The organism is Sphingomonas sp. (assembly GCF_036402235.1).
In the GTDB taxonomy this organism is placed as follows: domain Bacteria; phylum Pseudomonadota; class Alphaproteobacteria; order Sphingomonadales; family Sphingomonadaceae; genus Sphingomonas.
Window position 1 is genome coordinate 1 of sequence record NZ_DASWTG010000074.1, and the last position, 20,904, is coordinate 20,904.

General features: G+C 68.8%; 22 protein-coding genes. 10 read left to right on the forward strand and 12 right to left on the reverse strand.

Features of this window, described 5'->3' with window-relative positions; translation table 11 throughout:
- Window positions 1-130: 130 nt before the first annotated feature.
- The 5 genes from VGD28_RS15275 to VGD28_RS15295 all read right to left on the reverse strand — a co-directional run bounded on the left by VGD28_RS15275 (window position 131) and on the right by VGD28_RS15295 (window position 3,941).
- Window positions 131-565, reverse strand: a complete 435-nt coding sequence (locus VGD28_RS15275; RefSeq protein ID WP_331029214.1) for a VOC family protein — start codon at window positions 563-565, stop codon at window positions 131-133.
- 171 nt (window positions 566-736) lie between these two features.
- On the reverse strand, window positions 737-1,357 hold the full coding sequence (locus VGD28_RS15280; RefSeq protein ID WP_331029215.1) for a ribonuclease HII: 621 nt from the start codon (window positions 1,355-1,357) through the stop codon (window positions 737-739).
- Between the two features lie 2 nt (window positions 1,358-1,359).
- Window positions 1,360-2,241: a bifunctional hydroxymethylpyrimidine kinase/phosphomethylpyrimidine kinase gene (gene thiD / locus VGD28_RS15285; RefSeq protein WP_331029216.1), complete on the reverse strand. Its 882-nt coding sequence runs from the start codon at window positions 2,239-2,241 to the stop codon at window positions 1,360-1,362.
- Between the two features lie 150 nt (window positions 2,242-2,391).
- On the reverse strand, window positions 2,392-3,006 hold the full coding sequence (locus tag VGD28_RS15290) for an FMN-binding negative transcriptional regulator (protein ID WP_331029217.1): 615 nt from the start codon (window positions 3,004-3,006) through the stop codon (window positions 2,392-2,394).
- A 35-nt stretch (window positions 3,007-3,041) separates the two neighbouring features.
- Window positions 3,042-3,941: an EamA family transporter gene (locus tag VGD28_RS15295; protein WP_331029218.1), complete on the reverse strand. Its 900-nt coding sequence runs from the start codon at window positions 3,939-3,941 to the stop codon at window positions 3,042-3,044.
- A 104-nt stretch (window positions 3,942-4,045) separates the two neighbouring features.
- Here VGD28_RS15295 and VGD28_RS15300 point away from each other — a divergent pair, with 104 nt between their 5' ends.
- A complete protein-coding gene (locus VGD28_RS15300; RefSeq protein ID WP_331029219.1) occupies window positions 4,046-4,531 on the forward strand; it encodes an Lrp/AsnC family transcriptional regulator in 486 nt (161 codons plus the stop codon).
- A gap of 153 nt (window positions 4,532-4,684) precedes the next feature.
- On the opposite strand, the gene VGD28_RS15305 is transcribed toward VGD28_RS15300, so the two are convergent.
- On the reverse strand, window positions 4,685-4,909 hold the full coding sequence (locus VGD28_RS15305) for a DUF1272 domain-containing protein (RefSeq protein WP_331029220.1): 225 nt from the start codon (window positions 4,907-4,909) through the stop codon (window positions 4,685-4,687).
- Window positions 4,909-6,249: a phosphoglucosamine mutase gene (glmM, locus tag VGD28_RS15310; RefSeq protein ID WP_331029221.1), complete on the reverse strand. Its 1,341-nt coding sequence runs from the start codon at window positions 6,247-6,249 to the stop codon at window positions 4,909-4,911. Before glmM ends, VGD28_RS15305 begins: the two co-directional genes overlap by 1 nt.
- A gap of 76 nt (window positions 6,250-6,325) precedes the next feature.
- Here glmM and VGD28_RS15315 point away from each other — a divergent pair, with 76 nt between their 5' ends.
- Window positions 6,326-7,663: a dicarboxylate/amino acid:cation symporter gene (locus VGD28_RS15315; protein WP_331029222.1), complete on the forward strand. Its 1,338-nt coding sequence runs from the start codon at window positions 6,326-6,328 to the stop codon at window positions 7,661-7,663.
- Window positions 7,664-7,852: 189 nt separating this feature from the next.
- Here the strand turns inward: VGD28_RS15315 and gorA are convergent, their stop codons facing one another.
- Window positions 7,853-9,199: a glutathione-disulfide reductase gene (gene gorA, locus VGD28_RS15320; protein ID WP_331029223.1), complete on the reverse strand. Its 1,347-nt coding sequence runs from the start codon at window positions 9,197-9,199 to the stop codon at window positions 7,853-7,855.
- Window positions 9,200-9,309: 110 nt separating this feature from the next.
- Here gorA and VGD28_RS15325 point away from each other — a divergent pair, with 110 nt between their 5' ends.
- Window positions 9,310-10,173: an NAD(P)H-binding protein gene (locus VGD28_RS15325; protein WP_331029224.1), complete on the forward strand. Its 864-nt coding sequence runs from the start codon at window positions 9,310-9,312 to the stop codon at window positions 10,171-10,173.
- A gap of 139 nt (window positions 10,174-10,312) precedes the next feature.
- Here the strand turns inward: VGD28_RS15325 and pgi are convergent, their stop codons facing one another.
- On the reverse strand, window positions 10,313-11,836 hold the full coding sequence (gene pgi / locus VGD28_RS15330; RefSeq protein WP_331029245.1) for a glucose-6-phosphate isomerase: 1,524 nt from the start codon (window positions 11,834-11,836) through the stop codon (window positions 10,313-10,315).
- A gap of 85 nt (window positions 11,837-11,921) precedes the next feature.
- Here pgi and lepB point away from each other — a divergent pair, with 85 nt between their 5' ends.
- From lepB to era, 3 genes are all read left to right on the forward strand, one after another.
- Window positions 11,922-12,788: a signal peptidase I gene (gene lepB, locus VGD28_RS15335; RefSeq protein ID WP_331029225.1), complete on the forward strand. Its 867-nt coding sequence runs from the start codon at window positions 11,922-11,924 to the stop codon at window positions 12,786-12,788.
- A complete protein-coding gene (gene rnc, locus VGD28_RS15340; RefSeq protein WP_331029226.1) occupies window positions 12,785-13,453 on the forward strand; it encodes a ribonuclease III in 669 nt (222 codons plus the stop codon). The genes lepB and rnc overlap by 4 nt, the downstream gene beginning before the upstream one ends.
- Before the next feature lie 244 nt (window positions 13,454-13,697).
- Window positions 13,698-14,591 carry a GTPase Era gene (gene era, locus VGD28_RS15345; protein WP_331029227.1) on the forward strand — a complete coding sequence of 298 codons (894 nt, stop codon included), beginning with the start codon at window positions 13,698-13,700 and terminating at the stop codon, window positions 14,589-14,591.
- A gap of 147 nt (window positions 14,592-14,738) precedes the next feature.
- Here the strand turns inward: era and VGD28_RS15350 are convergent, their stop codons facing one another.
- A complete protein-coding gene (locus VGD28_RS15350) occupies window positions 14,739-15,446 on the reverse strand; it encodes an NAD-dependent deacylase (protein WP_331029228.1) in 708 nt (235 codons plus the stop codon).
- Entirely contained in the window at window positions 15,439-15,768 is a 330-nt protein-coding gene (locus VGD28_RS15355) for a YnfA family protein (RefSeq protein ID WP_331029229.1), read from the reverse strand. Before VGD28_RS15355 ends, VGD28_RS15350 begins: the two co-directional genes overlap by 8 nt.
- Before the next feature lie 161 nt (window positions 15,769-15,929).
- On the opposite strand from VGD28_RS15355, the gene VGD28_RS15360 reads away from it, so the two are divergent.
- Window positions 15,930-16,145, forward strand: coding sequence for a DUF6289 family protein (locus VGD28_RS15360; protein ID WP_331029230.1), 216 nt, complete (start codon window positions 15,930-15,932; stop codon window positions 16,143-16,145).
- Between the two features lie 33 nt (window positions 16,146-16,178).
- Here VGD28_RS15360 and VGD28_RS15365 read toward each other — a convergent pair whose 3' ends face one another.
- Window positions 16,179-17,174 (reverse strand): ligase-associated DNA damage response exonuclease, encoded by a 996-nt coding sequence (locus VGD28_RS15365; protein WP_331029231.1) that lies wholly within the window; start codon window positions 17,172-17,174, stop codon window positions 16,179-16,181.
- Window positions 17,175-17,257: 83 nt separating this feature from the next.
- Between VGD28_RS15365 and VGD28_RS15370 the strand changes: the two genes are divergently transcribed.
- The 3 genes from VGD28_RS15370 to VGD28_RS15380 all read left to right on the forward strand — a co-directional run bounded on the left by VGD28_RS15370 (window position 17,258) and on the right by VGD28_RS15380 (window position 20,903).
- Complete coding sequence (locus VGD28_RS15370) at window positions 17,258-17,443, forward strand: hypothetical protein (RefSeq protein ID WP_331029232.1); 186 nt, start codon at window positions 17,258-17,260, stop codon at window positions 17,441-17,443.
- Between the two features lie 47 nt (window positions 17,444-17,490).
- Entirely contained in the window at window positions 17,491-19,878 is a 2,388-nt protein-coding gene (locus tag VGD28_RS15375; protein WP_414714510.1) for a ligase-associated DNA damage response DEXH box helicase, read from the forward strand.
- 65 nt (window positions 19,879-19,943) lie between these two features.
- Window positions 19,944-20,903 (forward strand): retroviral-like aspartic protease family protein, encoded by a 960-nt coding sequence (locus VGD28_RS15380; protein ID WP_331029234.1) that lies wholly within the window; start codon window positions 19,944-19,946, stop codon window positions 20,901-20,903.
- The last annotated feature ends 1 nt before the right edge of the window (window position 20,904 follow it).

The window sequence follows — 20,904 nt, forward strand, 5'->3', positions numbered from 1 at the left end:
AATCCTCCCCCGCCAGGGGAGGTGGCGCCGAAGGCGACGGAGGGGGAGGACTCCTCACACCCGTCATTGCTTCCTCCCCCTCCGCCAGGCTGCGCCTGCCACCTTCCCCCTGGCGGGGGAGGATAAGCGGCTACATCTCGAACTCGACCATGACCGAATCGGCGCTCTTCTTCGCCTCGCCGTGATAGACCGCCTCGATATTGTTGCCTGCCGGATCGAGCAGGAAGGCGCCGTAATAGCCGGGGTGGTAGGGCCGCTCGCCCGGCGCGCCATTGTCGGTGCCGCCCGCGGCAAGGCCGGTCTCGTAGAAGCGATCGACCATCGCGCGGTCGGCGGCCTGGAAGGCGAGATGGTGATAGCCGGTGAGCTTGCCCGCGGCCGCATCGCTGTCGGCGGTCGAGATGAACAATTCGTCCGCCCAGAGATAATCGTCGCCGCTGCCCGCGATCGGGATGCCGAGCGTGTCGAACACGGCGGTGTAGAAGCGGCGGCACGCCTCCAGATCGGCGACGACGAGCTGGATATGATCGATCAGGCGGCCGCGGTGGAGCTGTTGGGTTTCCATGCAGGAGTCCTTTGCGGTTGGCCGCACCGGCCATCATTCGGGTGAACAGCGTCCCACGCTGTTCAGGCCATGCCGGGGGCATGGCCGACCCGATGATCCCCACCCGGCCACCCAACGGCAGTATGATATGGGTGGCCGGGTGGGGGAGCGGGCCGGTGCCGCTTCAAACGATCACACCCCAACCGCCGGGCCGAAATCGAGTTCCGCCTGCGCCACCGGCGCGAAGCTGCGGCGGTGGTGGGGGGTGGGGCCGAGGATGCGCAGCGCTTGCCTGTGGGCCTCGGCGGCATAGCCCTTGTTGCTCGCCCAGCCATAGCCGGGGTGAAGGGCGTCGAGCTCGGTCATCATGCAGTCGCGGCGGTGCTTGGCGACGATCGAGGCGGCGGCGATCGACAGGCAGAGGGCATCGCCGCCGACCACCGCTTCGGATGCGTGCTCCCAGTCGGGGCAGCGATTGCCGTCGACCAGCACGAAGGCGGGCTTGAGGTCGAGCGCGGCGACCGCGCGGGTCATCGCCAGCATCGTCGCCCAGAAGATGTTGAGGCTGTCGATCTCCTCGACCGTGCAGACGCCGATCCCGACGCGCGCGCAGCCAAGGATCGCGTCGTGGAGGGCGGCGCGCTTCGCGGCGGTGAGCGCTTTCGAATCGTCGATGCCTTCGGGAACGCAGGCGGGGTCGAGGATCACCGCGGCGGCGACCACGGGCCCGGCGAGCGGGCCGCGCCCGGCCTCGTCCACCCCGGCGACGGGGCCGCGGATCGCGTGGCGGGTCTCGTAGCGGAGGTCAGGCATCGTCAGCCCTCGATCTCATCGAACGGCACGACGCCCAGCGTGTGGCCGATCGGGCCATGGCCTTCGCCGAGTGCCGGCGCAGCGGCAAGTGCCTTCCTCACGAAAGCGATGGACCGACCAACCGCTTCGTCCAGCGGCAGGCCCGCTGCCAGACCCGTGGCGACACCGCTGGCGAGCGTGCAGCCCGTGCCGTGGGTGTGGCGCGTATCGAGGCGCGGCGAGTCCCATAGATGCTCGGACCAAGCCCCTGCGTTCAACTGATAGAGGCAATCGAACACGCGATCCTTGTTCTCATAGGAGAACGGGGTGCCGGACTCATCGGTCCCATGGATGCGGCCCTCCCAGATGAGATGGCCGCCTTTGGCGAGAACGGCGGGGCAGCCCGTGCGGTGCATGACCCTTTCCGCAGCCCCCGCCTGCCCCATCTCCTCGGTAAAGGATTGCCCTGACAGGACGGTCAGCTCGGGCGTGTTCGGCGTCACCACTGCGGCAAGACCCATCAGCCGCTCGAAGGCGGCGATCGTCGCGTCATCCGCCAGCACGGAGCCGCTGGTGGCGATCATCACGGGATCGAACACCACGGGCACCCCGGGCAGTGCCTCGAGCCGGCCGGCGACGGCATGGGCGATCTCAGCCGAGCCGATCATGCCTATCTTCACCGCGTCGACGCCGATGTCGGAGACGACGGCGTCGATCTGGGCCAGCACCATATCGACCGGGACCGGGTGGACGGCGGTAACGCCGAGCGTGTTCTGCGCGGTGATCGCGGCGATCGCGGTCATGGCGTGGCCGCCGAGCATGGTGACGGTCTTGATGTCCGCCTGGATGCCCGCGCCGCCGCCCGAATCGGAGCCGGCGATGATCAGGATGCGCGGGATGCTCATGCGATCCGGAGGGAAGCAAGACAGGGCATGGGCCCGCCATTGCACAGGCCGGGGGTATAGGGAAGTTCTGCGCGATCGATGCGCCCGGAGTCGGATTCAGCTGCGCTGAATCGCGGTGCCGCAACCGGTTCAGCTTTGCGGAACCAGGCGCTAGCGCTCCATCGCCGCGGCCATCGGCGAGGCGGGATCGAGCGCGCGCAATCCGGCGAGGACGCCCTCGCGGTTGGCCGCGGGCTGGTTCTGGCTCGCCTTCCATTTGCCCTCGATGCGGTCGATCGCGATCTCCACGCCCGATATGCCCTTGAGCTGCGCGGCGACGAACTCGGGCGGCGCGTCGGAAACGGCCCATGGCTCCGCCCGGCCCGCCTCCTGCTGCGCGGTCAGCGCATCGATCTGCGCGCGGAGCCAAGCCGTGTCGTCGATCACCTGCGACCGCCCGTGCGCCTGGACGAGGATGTAGTTCCACGTCGGCACGACCTTCCCATGTTCCTGCTTGGAGGGATACCAGGCGGGCGTGACATAGGCCTGCGGGCCCTGGAAGATCACCAGTGCCTCGCCGCCCGCGCGCAGATCGGCGAGCTGCGGATTGGCCTTGGCCAGATGCGCGCGGAGCAGGGCAGGGGCGCCTTCCACCAGCGTGAACGGGACGAGGTTGGCGGTGAGGCCGGAGGGGCCGTGGGTGACCAGGGTCGCGAGCGGGTGCGCCCGGATCGCGGCGTGGAGAAGCGCGGGGCGATCCTCGCGAAAAGCGGGTGGACGGTACATCGCGGCTGGCTTTCGGTTCGGTGGCGGTGCGCGGCTTATAGCGGCGCAGGCTCGGAATGCCGCGCCGGAATCGCCCTGGCGCCCAGCGCGGCGCCGACCGATGCGCAGACGATCAGCAGGATCGCCAGCCACTGGAGCGGCGACAGGATCTCGCCCAGCAGGAGGAAGCCGACCATCGCGCCGACCGCAGGCTCGGCGCTGAGCAGGGTGCTGAAGGTGTTCGAGGGCAGGCGGTGCAGCGCGATCATCTCGAGCGCGAAGGGAATCGCGCTCGACGCGATGCCTACGGCGATGCCGAGCGCCAGGATCTCCGGCCGGAGCAGCGCCGTGCCGGCATGCGCGATGCCCACCGGGGCCGCGACCAGCGCGGCGACGATCATGCCGCCCGCCACCGCGCCGGCGCCATGCGCCTCGCCCGCGCGCTTGCCGAGCAGGATATAGGCCGCCCAGCAGACGCCCGCGACGAACGCGAGCACGATACCGCGCCAGTCGAGCGTCGCCACGCCGCCCCGGAGCGGCAGCAGCAGGAGCAGGCCGGCAATGGCGAGGCCGACCCAGACCAGGTCCGCCCTGCGCCGCGAGGTCAGCACCGCGACCGAGAGCGGCCCGATGAACTCGATCGCGATGGCGATGCCGAGCGGGATGAAGGTGAGCGCCTTGTAGAAGGTCAGGTTCATGACACCGAGGACGACGCCATAGCCGGCGAGCGAGCGCCAGCCGCCGCGCCATTGCAGCCGCCACGGGCGGAAGATCGCCGAGAGGATGATCGCGCCGATGATCAGGCGCAGCGTGGTGGCGCCCTCCGGCCCGACCGAGGGGAACAGCGTCTTGGCGAAGGACGCGCCCGCCCCGACCGAGATCATCGCGGCGAATAGTGCGAGCAGCGCGAGGACGTCGGCGCGCGCGGGCGCCGGCCGGGAAGCAAGGGCGGTCATTTCGGGTCTCGAAGCAAGAACGGTATCGCGGCGAATCTACCGTCCGGCTTTGACAAAGGCGCTCGATTTTGACGTAATCTCGATGATTTTTATCGATCGGATGAATGTTCGCGATGCGAAATGACGCGCTCGACAAGTTCGACCTCAAGCTACTCGAGCTGATGCAGCAGGATGCGCAGCGGCCGGTGGCGGCGATCGCGGAGGCGGTTGGGCTGTCGGTGCCGGCCTGCTACCGCCGGATGCGGCGGCTGCGCGCGAGCGGGGCGATCGAGCGCGAGGTGGCGGTGGTGCGCCCGAAGACATTGGGCTGGCCCCTGTCGATGATCGTGCTCGTGACGCTGGAGCGCGAGGACACGCGGACGATGGACGCGATGATGGCGCAGCTGCGCGCCGAGCCCGAGGTGATCGAGGCGTGGAACGTGACCGGCGACTTCGACGTCGCGGTCAAGATGATCGCGCGCGACATGGAAAGCTATGACGACACGGTGAGGCGGCTGTTCCTGGTCAACGAGCGGGTGCGCACCTTCCAGACTTTGGTGGTGATCCGCCAGCTCAAGGACGGCAGCCCGATCCCGGTCGCGGCGGATTGAGCTTCGACGACGGCGCTCCTGAACATATCCTCCCTCGCCAGGGGGAGGTGTCAGCCGCAGGCTGACGGAGTGGCGGTTGCCGGAACGAGCGTCGGGGCGTCCTCCCCCTCCGTCGCCTGCGGCACCACCTCCCCCTGGCGGGGGAGGATTCTGCTAGCCCTTGTAATAGCGCTGCGTGCTGGCCGGGTTGCGCTTGAGCGCATCGCCCACCCGCGCGGGGCGATCGAGCAGCTCGCCGCCGCAATTGGGGCAGACCTCGTCCATCGCGTCCGCACATTCGGCGCAGAAGGTGCATTCGAACGAGCAGATGAACGCGCCGCCCTGATCGGCGGGCAGGCCGGTGCCGCAGCGTTCGCAGTCGGGGCGCATTTCGAGCATCAGGCCGCCGCCTTGCGCACCGCGTCGCAGATGCGGTCGACCACCGCCTCGACCTGCTTCGGGTCCTCGCCCTCCGCCATCACGCGGATCACCGGCTCGGTGCCCGAGGCGCGGATGAGGACGCGGCCGGTGCCGTCGAGCTCGGCCTGGGCGGCGGCGATGACGTCCTTGACCCTATCGTTCTCGAGCGGCTTGCCGCCCGAAAAGCGGACATTCTTGAGCAATTGCGGCAGCGGATCGAAGCGGTGGAGCACCTCGCTCGCTGGGGCGCCGGCGCGGACCAGCTCGGCCAGCACCTGAAGCGCGGCGACCAGGCCGTCGCCGGTGGTGGCATAGTCCGACAGGATGATGTGGCCCGACTGCTCGCCGCCGACATTGTAGCCCGAGGCGCGCATCGCCTCGAGCACATAGCGGTCGCCCACCCCGGTGCGGACGAGGCCGAGGCCCTGCGCGGCGAGATGCCGCTCGAGCCCGAGATTGGACATGACCGTGGCGACCAGCCCGCCGCCCTTGAGCCGTCCCTGGCGCGCCCAGCCGCCGGCGATCGTCGCCATCAGCTGATCGCCATCGACGATCTCGCCGCGCTCGTCGGCCACGATCAGCCGGTCCGCGTCGCCGTCGAGCGCGATGCCGATATGCGCGCCCGCGGCAACCACCGTCTCGCACAGGGTGAGCGGCGCGGTGGAGCCGACCTGGTCGTTGATGTTCTTGCCGTTGGGATTGACGCCGATCGCGACGACCTCCGCCCCCAGCTCCCACAGCGCCGAGGGGGCGACCTGATAGGCGGCGCCGTTGGCGCAATCGACCACGACCTTGAGCCCGTCGAGCCGCAGGTCCACGGGAAAGGTCGACTTGGCGAAGTGGATGTAGCGGCCCCGCGCATCCTCGATGCGCTTGGCGCGGCCGATGTCGGGGGCCGGGGCGAGCGGGATCTGGCCGTCGATCAGCGCCTCGATCGCGAGCTCGTCGGCGTCGGACAATTTGTAGCCGTCGGGGCCGAACAGCTTGATGCCGTTGTCGGCATAGGGATTGTGGCTGGCCGAGATCATCACGCCCATGTCGGCGCGCATCGAATGGGTGAGCATCGCCACCGCCGGGGTGGGCATCGGGCCGACCAGAACCACGTCCATGCCGACGCTGGTGAAGCCCGCGACCAGCGCATTCTCGATCATATAGCCCGACAGGCGCGTGTCCTTGCCGATCACCACGCGGTGCTTGTGGTCGCCGCGGCGAAAGTGTGCGCCCGCCGCCATGCCGACCTGCATCGCCATCGCCGCGGTCATCGGTGCGACATTGGTCTTGCCGCGAATTCCGTCGGTGCCGAAATATTTCCTTGCCATATCCGTCCGCTTTGCGACCTTGGTCGATACAAGCCAATTCCTGCGGTGATAGCGCCGCTTTCTCTCAAGGGCGAGCATGTCGCTGATCTTCCGTATCTTCCTCGCTCTGGTCCGCATCGTGCTGGGGCCGTCGAACCGCGCGCAGCCGGTGCGCATCCTGATCGCGCTGGTCACCGCGCTGGTGATCGGCGTCGGGGCCGCAGCGACGGCGCCCGCGCGCGCGCTGGTCGCCGCCGACTGGATCGCGCCGGTGGGCACGATCTGGTTGCACGCGCTGCAGATGACGATCATCCCGCTGGTCGTCTCGCTGCTGATCACCGGCATCTCGGCCACGGCGGAGAAGGCACGGGCGGGGCGGCTCGCGGGACGCGCCTTCGCGACCTTCATCGTGCTGCTATGGATCTCGTCGGCGCTCGGCGGCGCGCTGACGGTCCTCTATCTCGACCTGTTCCCGCTCGCCTCGAGCTCGGCGCAGGCGCTGCAGGGCGCGCTGGCGCAGAAGACGCCCGAGATCGGCACGATCCCGCCCTTCGTCGACTTCATCATCGCGATGGTGCCGTCCAACCCGGTGACCTCGGCGGCGAATGATGCGTTCCTGCCGCTGATCCTGTTCACCACCGTGTTCGCCTTCGCGCTGACGCGGCTGCCCAAGGACCAGCGCGAGACGCTGACGCGCTTCTTCGAGGCGCTCGGCAACACCATGCTGGTGGTGATCAACTGGGTGCTGTGGCTCGGGCCGATCGGCGTCGCGGCGCTTGCCTATATGGTCGGTGCGCGGGCCGGGACGGCGGCGTTCGGGGCGCTGCTCCACTATGTCGCGATCCTGTGCGGGGTGGGGCTGGTGATGTGGTTGCTCGCGGCGCCGTTCGCGGTGATCGCGGGCCGGGTCTCGCCGATGCGCTACATCCGCGCGGTGGCGCCGTCGCAGGCGGTGGCGTTCTCGACCCAATCCTCGCTCGCCAGCCTGCCGGCGATGCTCAAGGCAACCGAGACCCTGGGCGTGCCCGCGGCGCATTCGGGTGTGGCGCTGCCGATCGCGGTGGCGATCTTCCGCTGGACCGGGCCGGCGATGAACTTTGCCGTCGCGATCTATGTCGCTCACCTGCTCGGCATCGAGCTCGGGCCGAGCCAGCTCGCCGCGGGCTGGGTGGTCGCGGCGATCACGACGATGGGGGCGGTGGGGCTGCCCGGCACGATCAGCTTCGTCAGCTCGATCGCGCCGATCGCGACCGCGATGGGGGTGCCGATCCCGATGCTCGGGCTGCTGGTGGCGGTCGAGACGATCCCCGACCTGTTCCGCACGCTGGGCAATGTCGCGATGGACGTGAGCGCGACGCGCGTGGTGAGCCTGCGCACCGGCGGCGGGGAAGGGCTGGACGACGAGTCCGACCGGCTGCTGCGCGAGGGGACGTAGGAACCGTTCGACCTGATCCTCCCCCGCCAGGGGGAGGTGGCGCCGAAGGCGACGGAGGGGGAGAACTCCTCAACGCCAGTTCTGGAATCCTCCCCCTCCGTCAGCCCCGGAACAAGTCCGGGGCTGCCACCTCCCCCTGGCGGGGGAGGATCGAGGGTCCTCGAAGGACCTTGCGCTGGGGAGGAGGGCTTACTTCATCAGCACCAGCTCTTCCGCCATCGACGGGTGCAGCGCGACCGTCTGGTCGAAATCGGCCTTGGTCAGCCCGGCCTTCACCGCCACCGCGGCGGCCTGGAGGATCTCGGGCGCGTCGGGGCCGATCATGTGGAGGCCGAGCACCCTCCCCGAATCCGCCTCGCACACCATCTTGTAGAGCGCGCGCTCGTTGCGGCCCGCCAGCACGTTCTTCATAGCGCGGAAGTCCGAGGTATAGACGCGGACCGAGCCGTATTTCTGCTTGGCCTGCCCCTCGGTAAGGCCGACCCCGGCGATCGGCGGATGGCTGAACACCGCGGCGGGGATGCAGTCGTAATCGACCGTTATCGGCTTGCCGCCAAACACGGTGTCGGCGAAGGCCTGTCCCTCGCGGATCGCAACAGGGGTCAGCTGGACGCGGTTGGTGACGTCGCCCACGGCGTAGATCGACTCGACCGACGACTTGTTGTCGGCGCCGACCACCACCGCGCCCTTGGCGTCAAGCTCGACCCCGGCTTCGGCGAGGCCCAGCCCCTCGGTATTGGGCACGCGGCCTGTGGCGAAGAGCACGCAATCGACCTCGAGATCCTCATGGTTGGTCATGCTGACCTTGAGGCTGCCGTCGGGCTGCTTCTCGATGCCGCGGAATTCGGCGTGGAAGCGGAAGTCGATGCCCTTGGTCATGCTGATCTGGAGCAGCCGGTCGCGGATCTGCTCGTCATAGCCGCGCAGGATCACGTCGGTGCGGTTGATGAGGGTGACTTTGCTGCCGAACTCGTTGAAGATCCCGGCGAACTCGTTGGCGATATAGCCCGCGCCGGCGATCAGCACGCGCCGGGGCAGCGCGTCGAGGTGGAACACCTCGTTCGAGGTGATGCCATGCTCGCTGCCCGGGCAATGCGGGACATCGGGGCGCGCGCCGGTCGCGATCAGGATCTTGCCGGCGGTGATCGTGCGCCCGCTCGCGAGCGTGACCTCATTGGGGCCGGAGACGGTGGCGCGCTCATGGACGATCTCGACCCCATGGCTGTCGAGCGTGCTGGTATAGGCCTTGTTGAGCCGGTCGACCTCGGCAAGGACATTGTCGCGCAGGGTCGGCCAGTCGAAGTCGCAATCGGGCACGTTCCAGCCGAAGCGGCGCGCGTCCTTCAGATCCTCGGCGAAATGCGCGCCATAGACGAGCAGCTTCTTGGGCACGCAGCCGCGGATCACGCAGGTGCCGCCGACGCGATATTCCTCGGCGATCGCGACCCTCGCGCCGTGCGCGGCGGCGACGCGGCTGGCGCGCACGCCCCCGGAGCCTGCGCCGATGACGAAGAGGTCGTAGTCGAAGTCGCTCATTCCATGCTCCCGCTCATCGCGCCGCAGCCGCAGATAGGCGCGCGGGGCGGCATTGCCAACGGAGCCGTGCGGGGCGCCGGGCGTTGTTCGCTGCGACAAGGAGAATTGCCATGCACATCATCCTTGGGGGGACCGGCCATGTCGGATCGGCGGTGGCGCGGGCATTGCTTGCCGCGGGAGAGCCCGTGACGATCGTCAGCCACGACCCCGCGAAAGCCCAGGCGTGGGAGGAGAAAGGCGCCGCGGTCGCGATCGCCGACATCCTCGACGTGCGCGCGCTCACCGATGTGCTCTGCACCGGCAAGCGCGCCTTCCTGCTCAACCCGCCGGCGGCGCCGAACACAGATACCGACGCGCAGGAGCGCCGCACGGTCGAGGCGATCCTGACCGCTGCGGAAGGGTCGGGGCTGGAGAAGCTGGTCGCCGAGTCGACCTATGGCGCGCAGCCCGGGGATCGCTGCGGCGATCTCAATACGCTGTGGGAGCTGGAGCGGGGACTGGCCGAGCAGCCGATCCCGTTCGCGGTCAACCGCGGCGCCTATTATTTCAGCAACTGGGCGGCCAATCTGGAGGAGGTACGCGAGGACGGCGTGCTGCGGACGATGTTCGAGCCGGATTTCGAGCTGCCGATGGTCGCGCCCGAGGATCTGGGCAGGCACGCCGCGGCACTGATGATGGACGAGCGCACCGGCATCTTCTTCGTCGAAGGCCCGGAGCGCTACACCCCGCAGGACGTCGCCAACGCCTTCGCCGCGGCGCTCGGACGGAGCGTGCGCGTCGAGACCATGCCGCGCGAGCAATGGGTGCCGGCGTTCAAGGCAATCGGCTTCTCCACTCCCGCGGCGGAGAGCTATGCGCGGATGACCGGGGCGACGGTGGACGATCCGGATTTTCCGGACGATCCGGTGCGCGGGGAGGTGCGGCTGGAGGACTATATCTCGGCGCTGGTGATGCGCGAGGTGGAGGTGGCGTAGCGCCAAGATTATTCTTCTCGCCAGGGGAGGTGTCAGCGCAGCTGACGGAGGGGGCGGATGCCAGACATTTGAGTGATGTGCTTCCGCCCCCTCCGTCGCCTTCGGCGCCACCTCCCCCTGGCGGGGGAGGATATGGCATTCATCCGAACGCGCGCCGGATCAGGTCGTCGGTCGACGGGTCGAAATCCTGCCCGCCCTTGTCCGCGGCCTTTGCCATTTCCTTGCCCAGCTCGACGCCGAACTGGTCGAACGGGTTGATGTCGAGCAGCGCGGCGCTGACGAAGGTGCGCTGCTCGTAGAAGGCGATCAGCGCGCCCAGCGTGCGCGGATCGAGCTCGTCGAGCAGAATCGTCGTGGAGGGGCGGTCGCCGGGATAGGCGCGCGCGGGATCGGCATTGGCGCGGCCGGCCATCAGCGCCGCGCCCTGCGCGAAGGCGTTGATCAGCAGCTGGCGATGATGATCCTCGGCAAGGTCGTCGCCCGGCTCGATCACCGCGACGAACTCTACGGGCACGAGGCGGGTGCCCTGGTGGAGCAGCTGGAACACCGCGTGCTGCGCATCGGTGCCGACCCCGCCCCAGGTGATCGGCGCGGTCGGGCGGCCGACGGGCTGGCCGTCGGCGGTGACGCCCTTGCCGTTCGATTCCATCTCGAGCTGCTGGAGGTAGGGCGGGAGCAGGCGCAGCCGCTCGTCATAGGCGAACGTGGCCCGCGTCTCGCAGCCGCGATTTTGGGTGTAATAGAGGTCGGCAAAGGCGGCGAGGACCGGGGCGTTGCTCTTGAGGTCGGTCAGGCGGAAATGGCGGTCCATCTCGGCCGCGCCCTCGAGCAGCGCCTCGAACGCGTCCCAGCCCAGCGCCAGCGCGGCGGGGAAACCGATCGACGACCACAAGGAGTAGCGGCCGCCGACGCTCTCGGCGAAGGGGAGGACGCGCGTCTCGTCCACGCCCCATTCGATCGCCTTGTCGGGCGCGGCGGTGAGCGCGATCACGCGGCCATAGGGATCCTCGACGCCATGCTCGCGCATCCAGTCGAGCGCGCTCTCGGCATTGAGCAAAGTCTCGGTGGTGGTGAAGGTCTTGGACGCGACCGCGATCAGCGTGGCGTGCGGGTCGAAATCGGCGATCGCCTCCTCGAGCGCGCAGCCATCGACATTGGAGACGATCGCGACGTCGTAGCGCCCGCCCTCACGTCCCAGCGCGTCGATCAGCAGCTCCGGCCCCAGCGCCGAGCCGCCGATGCCGATGTGCAGGATATGGCGGACCGGCCCGAGCGCCTCGGCCTCGATCGCATCGATCAGGCCGCGCATGCGGGCGTGGAAGGCGGCGGCGCGGGCGACGCTGTCGTCCGATCCCTCGCCGCGCTCGGCGCTGTGCTCGGCGGCGCGGCCTTCGGTGACGTTGACCGGCTCGCCCGCGAACAGCGCGTCGCGCCTGGCAGCGAGGCCGGCGGCCTTGGCGAGCGCGGTGAAGGCGTCGAGCGCGGCCGCGTCGAGATGGGTCTTGGAGAAATCGAAATGGATGCCCGCGACATCGGCGGTGAGCATCGCCAGCCGCTCCTTGTCGGCGGCGAACAGATCGGTCAGCGGGGTGCGGGGCAGGCGTTCGATCGCGGTCCAGTCGGGGGTGCTCACTGCCTGTCTCCTGTTCAATCCGCGGCGCATGTAGCGTGCCATTCCGGGCATCGCCAGATGCGATGACACGCTCCACCGCCTTGACGCTGCCACATGGCCCGCGCAGAGCAGCGACATGGACGATACCGCCCCGACCGATTCCGGCACCAAGCCCGCCCACACCCCCAAGCCGCGCTCCGAATGGCGCGACACGCTGAGCTTTCTGGTCAAGCTCGCGATCCTGGTGTTCGTGGTGCGCAGCTTCATCTTCGCGCCCTTCAGCATCCCGTCTGGCTCGATGCTGCCGCGGCTGCTGGTCGGCGACTATCTGTTCATCACCAAATGGAATTACGGCTATTCCAAGCATTCGCTGCCGTGGAGCCTGCCGCTGATCCCGGGCCGCATCTTCGCCGAGGACCCGACGCGCGGCGACGTGGTGGTGTTCAAGGCGCCGCCCGGCAACGACACCGACTGGATCAAGCGCGTGATCGGCCTGCCCGGCGATACGGTGCAGATGCGCGGCGGCCAGCTGATCCTCAACGGCCAGGCGATCCCCAAGCAGCGCATCGCCGATTTCGTGCTGCCGATCAGCCCGAATTTCCCGGTCGAGGGGATGGGCGTTCAGGGCGGGTGCAACCCCGATTTCGTCGAGCCGGGGCCGAACGGCACGCAGCTCTGCCGCATCCCACGCTTCCGGGAGACGCTGCCGAACGGGAAGAGCTATGAAGTGCTCGACGAGGGCTATCGCTCCGACGCCGACGATACCGAGCTGTTCACCGTGCCGGCCGGCCATGTGTTCCTGATGGGCGACAATCGGGATGATTCGGCTGACAGCCGCTTCCCGCAGCCGCCCGAGGGTCAGGGCATCCGCTTCGTGCCGATGGCGAACCTCCAGGGCAAGGCAGTGGTCAGCTTCTGGTCGACCGATGGCGGCGCGCAGTGGCTGCTGCCGTGGACCTGGTTCAGCGCGGCGCGCTGGAGCCGGATCGGGGAAGGCTTTTGAGCGAGAAGCTGGCGGACTGGCTGGCGGGGGTGCTGGGCAGCCCGCCAAGCGATCTTGCCGGCTATGAGCGCGCGCTGACGCACGGCAGCCAGGGCGCGGTCAATTACGAGCGGCTGGAGTTCCTGGGCGACCGGGTGCTGGGGCTGACGATCGCCGAATGGCTGTATGCGCGCTTTCCCGACGAGCCCGAGGGCAAGCTCTCGCGCCGCTTCAACTCGCTGGTGACCGGGCAGGTGTGCGCCGAGGTGGCGCGCGAGATCGGCGTGCCCGCTTATCTGCGGCTCGGCAAGCAGGCGCGCGACGACGGCGCGGCGTCGAGCGACAATGTGCTGGGCGACGTGATGGAGGCGCTGATCGGCGCGTGCTTCGTCGAGCGCGGGTTCGATGCGGCCAGGGCACTGGTGCGGCGGCTGTGGGACAGCCGGATCGATGCGCAGGCTTCGGCGCCCAAGCATCCCAAATCGGCGCTGCAGGAATGGGCCGCGGCGAACAACCGCCGCCCGCCCGAATATGCGCTGGTCGAGCGCTCGGGTCCGGGGCATGCGCCGCGCTTCAAGGTGCTGGCGAAGATCGGCAAGCTCGCCGAAGCCGATGGCGAGGGCAGCTCGAAGCAGGAAGCCGAGACCGCGGCGGCGGCGGCATTGCTGGAGGTGCTGCAAAAATGAGATTCACGCGAAGGCGCGAAGGCGCGAAGACGGCTTTGCTCACGCGAAGGCGCGGAGACGCGGAGATTGGCGCTTGCCGCGCCAGCGGCCCTCATCTCCCATCGCTCGCCAAGCATTGTCCGTTTGACAGAGCGGCTTACGCCGCCGGGCAATACGCCCACTCCGCGTCTCCGCGTCTCCGCGTGAACCAACCTTCCCTTCGCGCCTTCGCGCCTTCGCGTGAACCATTTTCGGATATCCCGGCATGAGCCAGCGCTGCGGCCTGATCGCCGTGGTCGGCGCGCCCAATGCGGGCAAGTCGACGCTGGTGAACGCGCTGGTCGGGCAGAAGGTGGCGATCGTCAGCCCCAAGGCGCAGACGACGCGCGCGCGGCTGATGGGGATCGCGATCGAGGGCGACGCGCAGCTGTTGCTGGTCGACACGCCGGGCATCTTCGATCCGGCGCGACGGCTCGATCGGGCGATGGTCGCGGCGGCGTGGGAAGGGTCGGAGGGCGCCGACCTGATCGCCCTGGTGGTCGACGGCAAGGGCGGGATCGGGCCGAAGGTGCGTAGCGTGGCCGAGGGGCTGAAGGGGCGGCGCGAGCGGAAGCTGCTGATCCTCAACAAGGTCGATATCGCGGACAAGCCGCGCCTGCTGGGGCATGCCGCGACGCTCAACGAGCTGGTGGTGTTCGATGAGACCTTCTTCGTCTCGGCGACCACCGGCGATGGCGTGGCGGAGCTCAAGGCGGCGCTCGCGGCGAAGATGCCCGAGGGGCCGTGGCATTTCCCCGAGGACCAGGTGTCCGACGCGACCGACCGCATGCTCGCAGCCGAGATCACGCGCGAGCAGCTCTATCACCAGCTCCATGCCGAGCTGCCCTATGCCACCGCGATCGAGACCGAGCAGTATAAGGAACGCGAGGACGGGTCGGTGGAGATCTATCAGCAGATTCTGGTCGGCCGCGAGAGCCAGCGCGCGATCGTGCTGGGCAAGGGCGGAGCGAAGATCAAGCAGATCGGAGCGGCCGCGCGCGCCGAGCTGATCAAGCTGCTGGGCGTCAAGGTGCACCTGTATCTGCACGTCAAGGTGCGGCCCGACTGGGAGGAGGATCGTAGCCTGTATCGCGAGATCGGGCTGGACTGGGTCGATTGACGGCTGAGGCAACTATCCTCCCTCGCCAGGGGGAGGGGGCACGCGCAGCGTGACGGAGGGGGCGGAAGCGGTGCGCTAGAGGAGCGGGGAAGTCGCTATCCTCCCCCTCCGTCGCCTTCGGCGCCACCTCCCCCTGGCGGGGGAGGATTAGGTGAATCGCTCGAGCAGCGAATCCACCCATTCCGGCACCAGCGTGCCCGCCGGGCCGCGGCGCGATTCCGTGAACCACGTGCTGCCCTCCGAGCGGTCGAGGTTGAGCTTGAGCGTGTCGGCGCCATGGTAGCGCGCGGTGCGCACGAAGCCCGCGGCGGGATAGACCGCGCCCGAGGTGCCGATCGACACGAACAGGTCGGCGCGCGAAATCGCCGCATCGATCGCCTCCATCCGGTAAGGCATCTCGCCGAAGAAGACGATGTCGGGGCGTAGCGACGGCGCGCCGCATGCCGCACAGCGCGTGCGGGGCGGGAGCGAATCGGTCCAGGGCGCGCGCGCGTCGCATTCGGCGCAGAGCGCGGACTTGAGCTCGCCATGCATGTGGATCAGGCGCCTGGAGCCCGCGCGCTCGTGCAGGTCATCGACATTCTGGGTGACCAGCAGGAATTCGCCCGGCCATTGCGCATCGAGCCGGGCGAGAGCTGCATGCGCGGCGTTGGGCTCGACGGTGGCGAGCTTGGCGCGGCGCTCGTCGTAGAAGCGGTGGACCAGCTCGGGGTCGCGGGCGAGCGCCTCCGGCGTGCAGACATCCTCGACGCGGTGCCCTTCCCACAGGCCGCCCGGGCCGCGGAAGGTGGCGACCCCGCTCTCGGCCGAGACGCCCGCGCCGGTGAGAATGACGATGCTGCGGATGTCAGGCACTGGCGCTCCTCGGGCCGAACAGGATGATCGCGGTGCCGGCGAGCGCGACCGCGCCGCCGATCAGATCCCAGCGGTCGGGCCGCGCGCCCTCGACCGCCCACAGCCACAGGATCGCGGCGGTGATGTACACGCCGCCATAGGCGGCATAGGCGCGGCCGGCATGGCCGGTCTCGACCAGGGTGAGCGCCCAGGCGAACAGGATCAGCGAGGCAGTGCCAGGGAGCGTCCACCAGATCGACTTGCCAAGCCGCAGCCATGCCCAGAAGGCGAAGCAGCCGGCGATCTCGGCAAGCGCGGCGAGGGTATAGGCGGCGAGGGTCACGGCCGGTTGCTATCACGGCCGCGCGCGACGCGCGATGGCTGCCGGTCACGCGACCGGGCGGCGCGCGTTCGCACGGTTAAGTCCATTCACGACCTAATAGATGCACCTCATCCTCATGCGCATGGTAACAAGCGAAACCCAAGATCGGAGAGGAGGCCGTGATGAAGAAGGTCGGATTTGCCGTTCTCGCGCTGTCCCTGCTGGCGGGCCCCGCCGCCGCTGCTTCGCAGTCGTGGTATTATACCAAGATTACCTATTACAGCGACGCGACCAAGACCGTGGTGGTCGGGCGGATCACGGATCTGTGCAACGGCGAGACCACGACGATGGGCATCGTGACTCCCTATTACAACATCGACACCGGTTCCTGCCCCTGAGCGGCGGCTGCCCCCGGCGCGCGCCGGTGCGGATCAGTCGTCCTCGTCCTCATAGCCCGCGAGCTCCAGAGCGCGCGCCTTGATCTGGTGCTCGCGGCACCAGTGGACCAGCGCGTCCTCGCGGCCGTGCGTGACCCAGACCTCGCGCGGGGCGATCTCGCGCAGAGTGCGGGTGAGCTCGTCCCAGTCGGCATGGTCGGAGAGGATCAGCGGCAGCTCGACATTGCGCTGCCGCGCGCGCTGGCGAACGCGCATCCAGCCGCTCGCCATCGCAGTGACCGGATCGGGCAGGCGGCGCGACCAGCGGTCGTTGAGCGCGCCGGGCGGGCAGAGGATGATGCGGCCCTGAAGCTCCTTCCTGGGCACGCCGGTGGCGGGGCGCAGCTCGCCGAGCTGGACGCCGTACTCGGCATAGAGGTCGCACAGGCGCTGCAGCGCGCCATGAATGTAGATCGGATCGTCGAAGCCCATTTGGCGCAGCTCGGCGATGACGCGCTGCGCCTTGCCCAGCGCATAGGCGCCGACGAGGACGCAGCGCTCGGGCTCGGCGCGCAGCGCGGCGAGCAATTTGTCGATCTCGTCGCTGGTCTCGGGGTGGCGGAACACGGGAAGCGCGAAGGTCGCTTCGGTCACGAACACGTCGCACTTGACCGGGCGGAAGGGCTCGCAGGTGGGATCGGGGCGGCGCTTGTAGTCGCCCGAGACGACGATGCGCTCGCCACGGTGGTCGAGCACGATCTGGGCTGAGCCGAGGACATGGCCGGCGGGGACGAAGCCGATCTCGATTCCGTCGAGCTTCACCGTCTCGCCATAGGCGACCGGACGGCCGGCCTGCGGGCCGTAGCGTGCCGCCATGATCGCCAGCGTCTCGGGCGTCGCCCACACCTCGCCATGCCCGCCGCGCGCGTGATCGGCATGGCCGTGGGTGACGAAGGCGCGGGGCTTGGGCTGCGACGGATCGATCCAGATGTCCGCGGCGGGGACATGGATGCCTTCGGGATGCGGCGTGATCCAGCTGCCGAGCGCCATAAGGGCAATATGGCCGGAACCCGCGAAGGTTCCAGCCGGATCGAAGCGCGGGCGGCTTCGTTGATGCGCCGAGAGGTGACGAGATGACGTTCGACTTGGCGAGTTTGCAGGGCGTGATGGTGATCATTGGCCCGATCGTGCTGGCGGCGGTGCTGCTGTGGGCGATCCTCAACAACCGTACCAGCAAGCGGCAGAAAGAGCAGACCGAGGAAGCGACACGGCGCAATTATGACGCGCAGAACGCCGAGGACACGCTGCGCGAGCCGTGAGCGTGCGCTAAGACGCGGGCGTGGATAGCGGCGGACTCCCCCGGCAACTGAACGAGTGGTTCGCGTCGCGCGGATGGGCGCCGCGGCGGCATCAGCTCGACATGCTGGCGGCGGGGCGCGCGGGGCGGCATGCGCTGCTGGTCGCGGCGACCGGGGCGGGCAAGACGCTGGCGGGATTCCTGCCGACGCTGAGCGAGCTGATCGAGGAACCGGCTGAGGGGCTGCACACGCTGTACATCTCGCCGTTGAAAGCGCTCGCGGTGGACGTGCAGCGCAACCTGCTCACCCCGATCGACGAGATGGGGCTCGACATCCGGGTCGAGACGCGGACGGGCGACACGCCGCACGATCGGAAAATGCGCCAGCGCGCGCGGCCGCCGCAGATCCTGCTGACCACGCCGGAATCGCTGAGCCTGCTGCTATCCTATGAGGACAGCTTCCTGATGTTCGCCGGGCTCAGGACGGTGGTGGTCGACGAGGTGCATGCCTTCGCCACCGGCAAGCGCGGCGACTTGCTGGCGCTGGCGCTGGCGCGGCTGCAGACGCTGGCGCCGGGGATGCGGCGCGTGGCGCTGTCGGCGACGGTGGCGGACCCGGACGGCTATCGCGCGTGGCTGGCGCCGCATGGTGACATCGACTCGGTCGAGCTGGTGACGGGGGAGAAGGGCGCCGATCCCGACATCGCGATCCTGCTGCCCGAGGGGCGCGTGCCCTGGTCGGGCCATTCGGGCATCTATGCGATCCCGCAGGTGATGGCGGAGATCGAGACGCACAACACGACGATCGTGTTCTGCAATACGCGCGGCCTCGCCGAGCTGGTCTTCCAGAATCTGTGGAAGGTGAATGAGCTCAAGCTGCCGATCGGCGTGCATCACGGGAGCCTCAGCCTCGAGGCGCGGCGGCGGGCGGAGCAGGCGATGGCCGACGGGCGGCTGCGTGCGCTGGTGGCGACCGCGAGCCTCGACCTCGGCGTCGACTGGGGCGATGTCGATTGCGTGATCCAGATGGGCGCGCCCAAGGGATCGTCGCGGCTGCTGCAGCGGATCGGGCGCGCCAACCATCGGCTCGACGAGCCGAGCGAGGCGGTGCTCGTGCCGGGCAACCGCTTCGAATATCTCGAGGCGCGGGCGGCATTGGATGCGGTGGAGGAAGGCGAGCTCGATCCCGACATCTTCCGCCCCGGCGCGCTCGACGTGCTGGCGCAGCATGTGATGGGGGTGGCGTGCGCGGCGCCATTCGATGCTGCGGATTTGCTGCGCGAGGTGCAGGGGGCGCTGCCCTATTCCGGGCTCACCGAGGAGACGTTCGAGCGCGTGCTCAACTTCATCGCCGATGGCGGCTATGCGCTGCGCGCCTATGACCGGTTCAAGCGGCTGACGCGCGACCGGGACGGCCTCTGGCGCGTGACCAAACCCGCCTTCGTTGCGCAGCATCGGCTCAATGCCGGGATCATCGTCGAGGCGCCGATGCTGGAGGTGCGATTCCGGAACGGGCGGCGGCTGGGCAAGGTCGAGGAGGCGTTCGGCGCGTCGCTCTCGCCTGGCGATACCTTCACCTTTGCCGGCATGGCGCTGGAGGTCGAGCGAGTCGAGCTGACCGACATCATCGTGCGCGCGACGGCGAAGAATGCGCGCTTCGTCTCGTACATGGGCGCGCGGCTGGCGATCACCTCGACGCTCGCGGCGCGGGTGCGGCGCTTCTTCGCCGACCCGGCGGAATGGGCGCGCTTTCCGACGGACGTGCGCGAGTGGCTCGAGGTGCAGGCCTATCGCTCGCGGCTGCCCGCGCCGGGCAGGCTGCTGGTCGAGACCTTCCCGCACGAGGGGCGGCACCACATGGTGGTGTACAGCTTCGAGGGATGGAACGCGCACCAGTCGCTCGGCATGCTGGTGACGCGGCGGATGGAGGCGCTGGGGCTGAAGCCGGTGGGGTTCGTCGCCAACGACTATGCGCTGGCCGTGTACGGCCTGGAGAAGATCGAGAACCCGGCGCCGCTCTTCTCGCCCGATATCCTCGAGCATGAGTTCGTCGACTGGGTGCAGGGCTCGGCGTTGCTCAAGCGCGCGTTCCGCGAGGTGGCGATCATCGGTGGGCTGGTCGAGCGGCAGCAGCCGGGCAAGAAGAAGACCGGGCGCCAGGTCACCTTCTCGACCGACCTGATCTACGACGTGCTGCGCAAATACGAGCCCGATCACCTGCTGCTCAAGGCGGCGTGGGCTGACGCGCGGACGCGGATGACCGATGTCGGGCGCTTGGCGCATCTGCTCGATACGGCGGCGGACCGACTCGAGCATGTCGACCTGGAGCGCGTCAGCCCGATGGCGGTGCCGGTGCTGATCATGATCGGGCGGGAAAGCGTCGCGCAGGGCGCGGCGGAGGATGCAATGCTGATCGAGGCCGAGGCGCTGGCGGCGGAGGCGATGCGGATCGACTGACCGCCGATCCGCTTCGATCAATCGCAATTGCTGCGCAGCATGAACAGGCGTATCATGCGCAAGCTATGCAGCTTCGCCTGTTGACGCCTCTGCTGATCGCGCTCGCCGCGGCCCCTGCGGCGACACAGGAGACTGCGGCGCCGGCGGCTCCCGCCGCACCCGCAGCGGATGATGCGAGCGGCACGCTGGCGCTGGGCGCAGTTGCGAACCGGATGACGGTGCCGGTCTCGATCAACGGAAGCCCTCCGCAACCCTTCATCATCGACACGGGCGCCGAACGCTCGGTGGTCTCGCGGCAGCTCGCGGGAACGCTGAAACTCTCGCCCGGGCCGCAGATCACGCTGACCACGATGACCGGCAGCACCAAGGTGCCGACGGTGGTCGTCCCCTCGCTGACGATGGGGCCGGTGCGCGACGCACAGGCGTTCAATGCGCCGGCGCTGGAAGCCGCGCACATGGGCGCGCACGGGTTGCTCGGGATCCAGCAGTTGCGCACGCACATGGTGTCGATCGATTTCGACAAGGAGCAGATCACGATGCGTCGCTCGCGCCGGGCGGGCGGCAAGTTCACACCGCGCCCGACCTTCTCCGACGAGATCGTCATCACCGCCAAGAACCGGATGGGGCAGCTCATCGTCACCGAGGCGTCGTTCGAGGGGGCCCGGGTCACGGTGGTGCTCGATACCGGGTCGCAGATCAGCATGGGCAATCTGGCGTTGCAGCGAAAGCTGCGCCGGACCCGCCTCAAGGGACCGATCGTATTGACGAGCGTCACCGGGGAGAAGCTGACCGCCAACTATCACGTCGCGCACCGGGTCGAGCTGGGTGGCATCATCCTGCGCGAGTTGCCGGTAGCGTTCGCGGACATTCCGCCCTTCGTCCGCTTCGATCTTGCTGATCGCCCCGCCCTGATGCTGGGCATGGATGCGCTGCGCGGTTTCCGGCGGGTCGAGATCGACTTCCCCGACCGCAAGGTGCGCTTCCTGCTGCCGCGTGCGGGGAGGACCGGCACCCGGCTCGATTGAC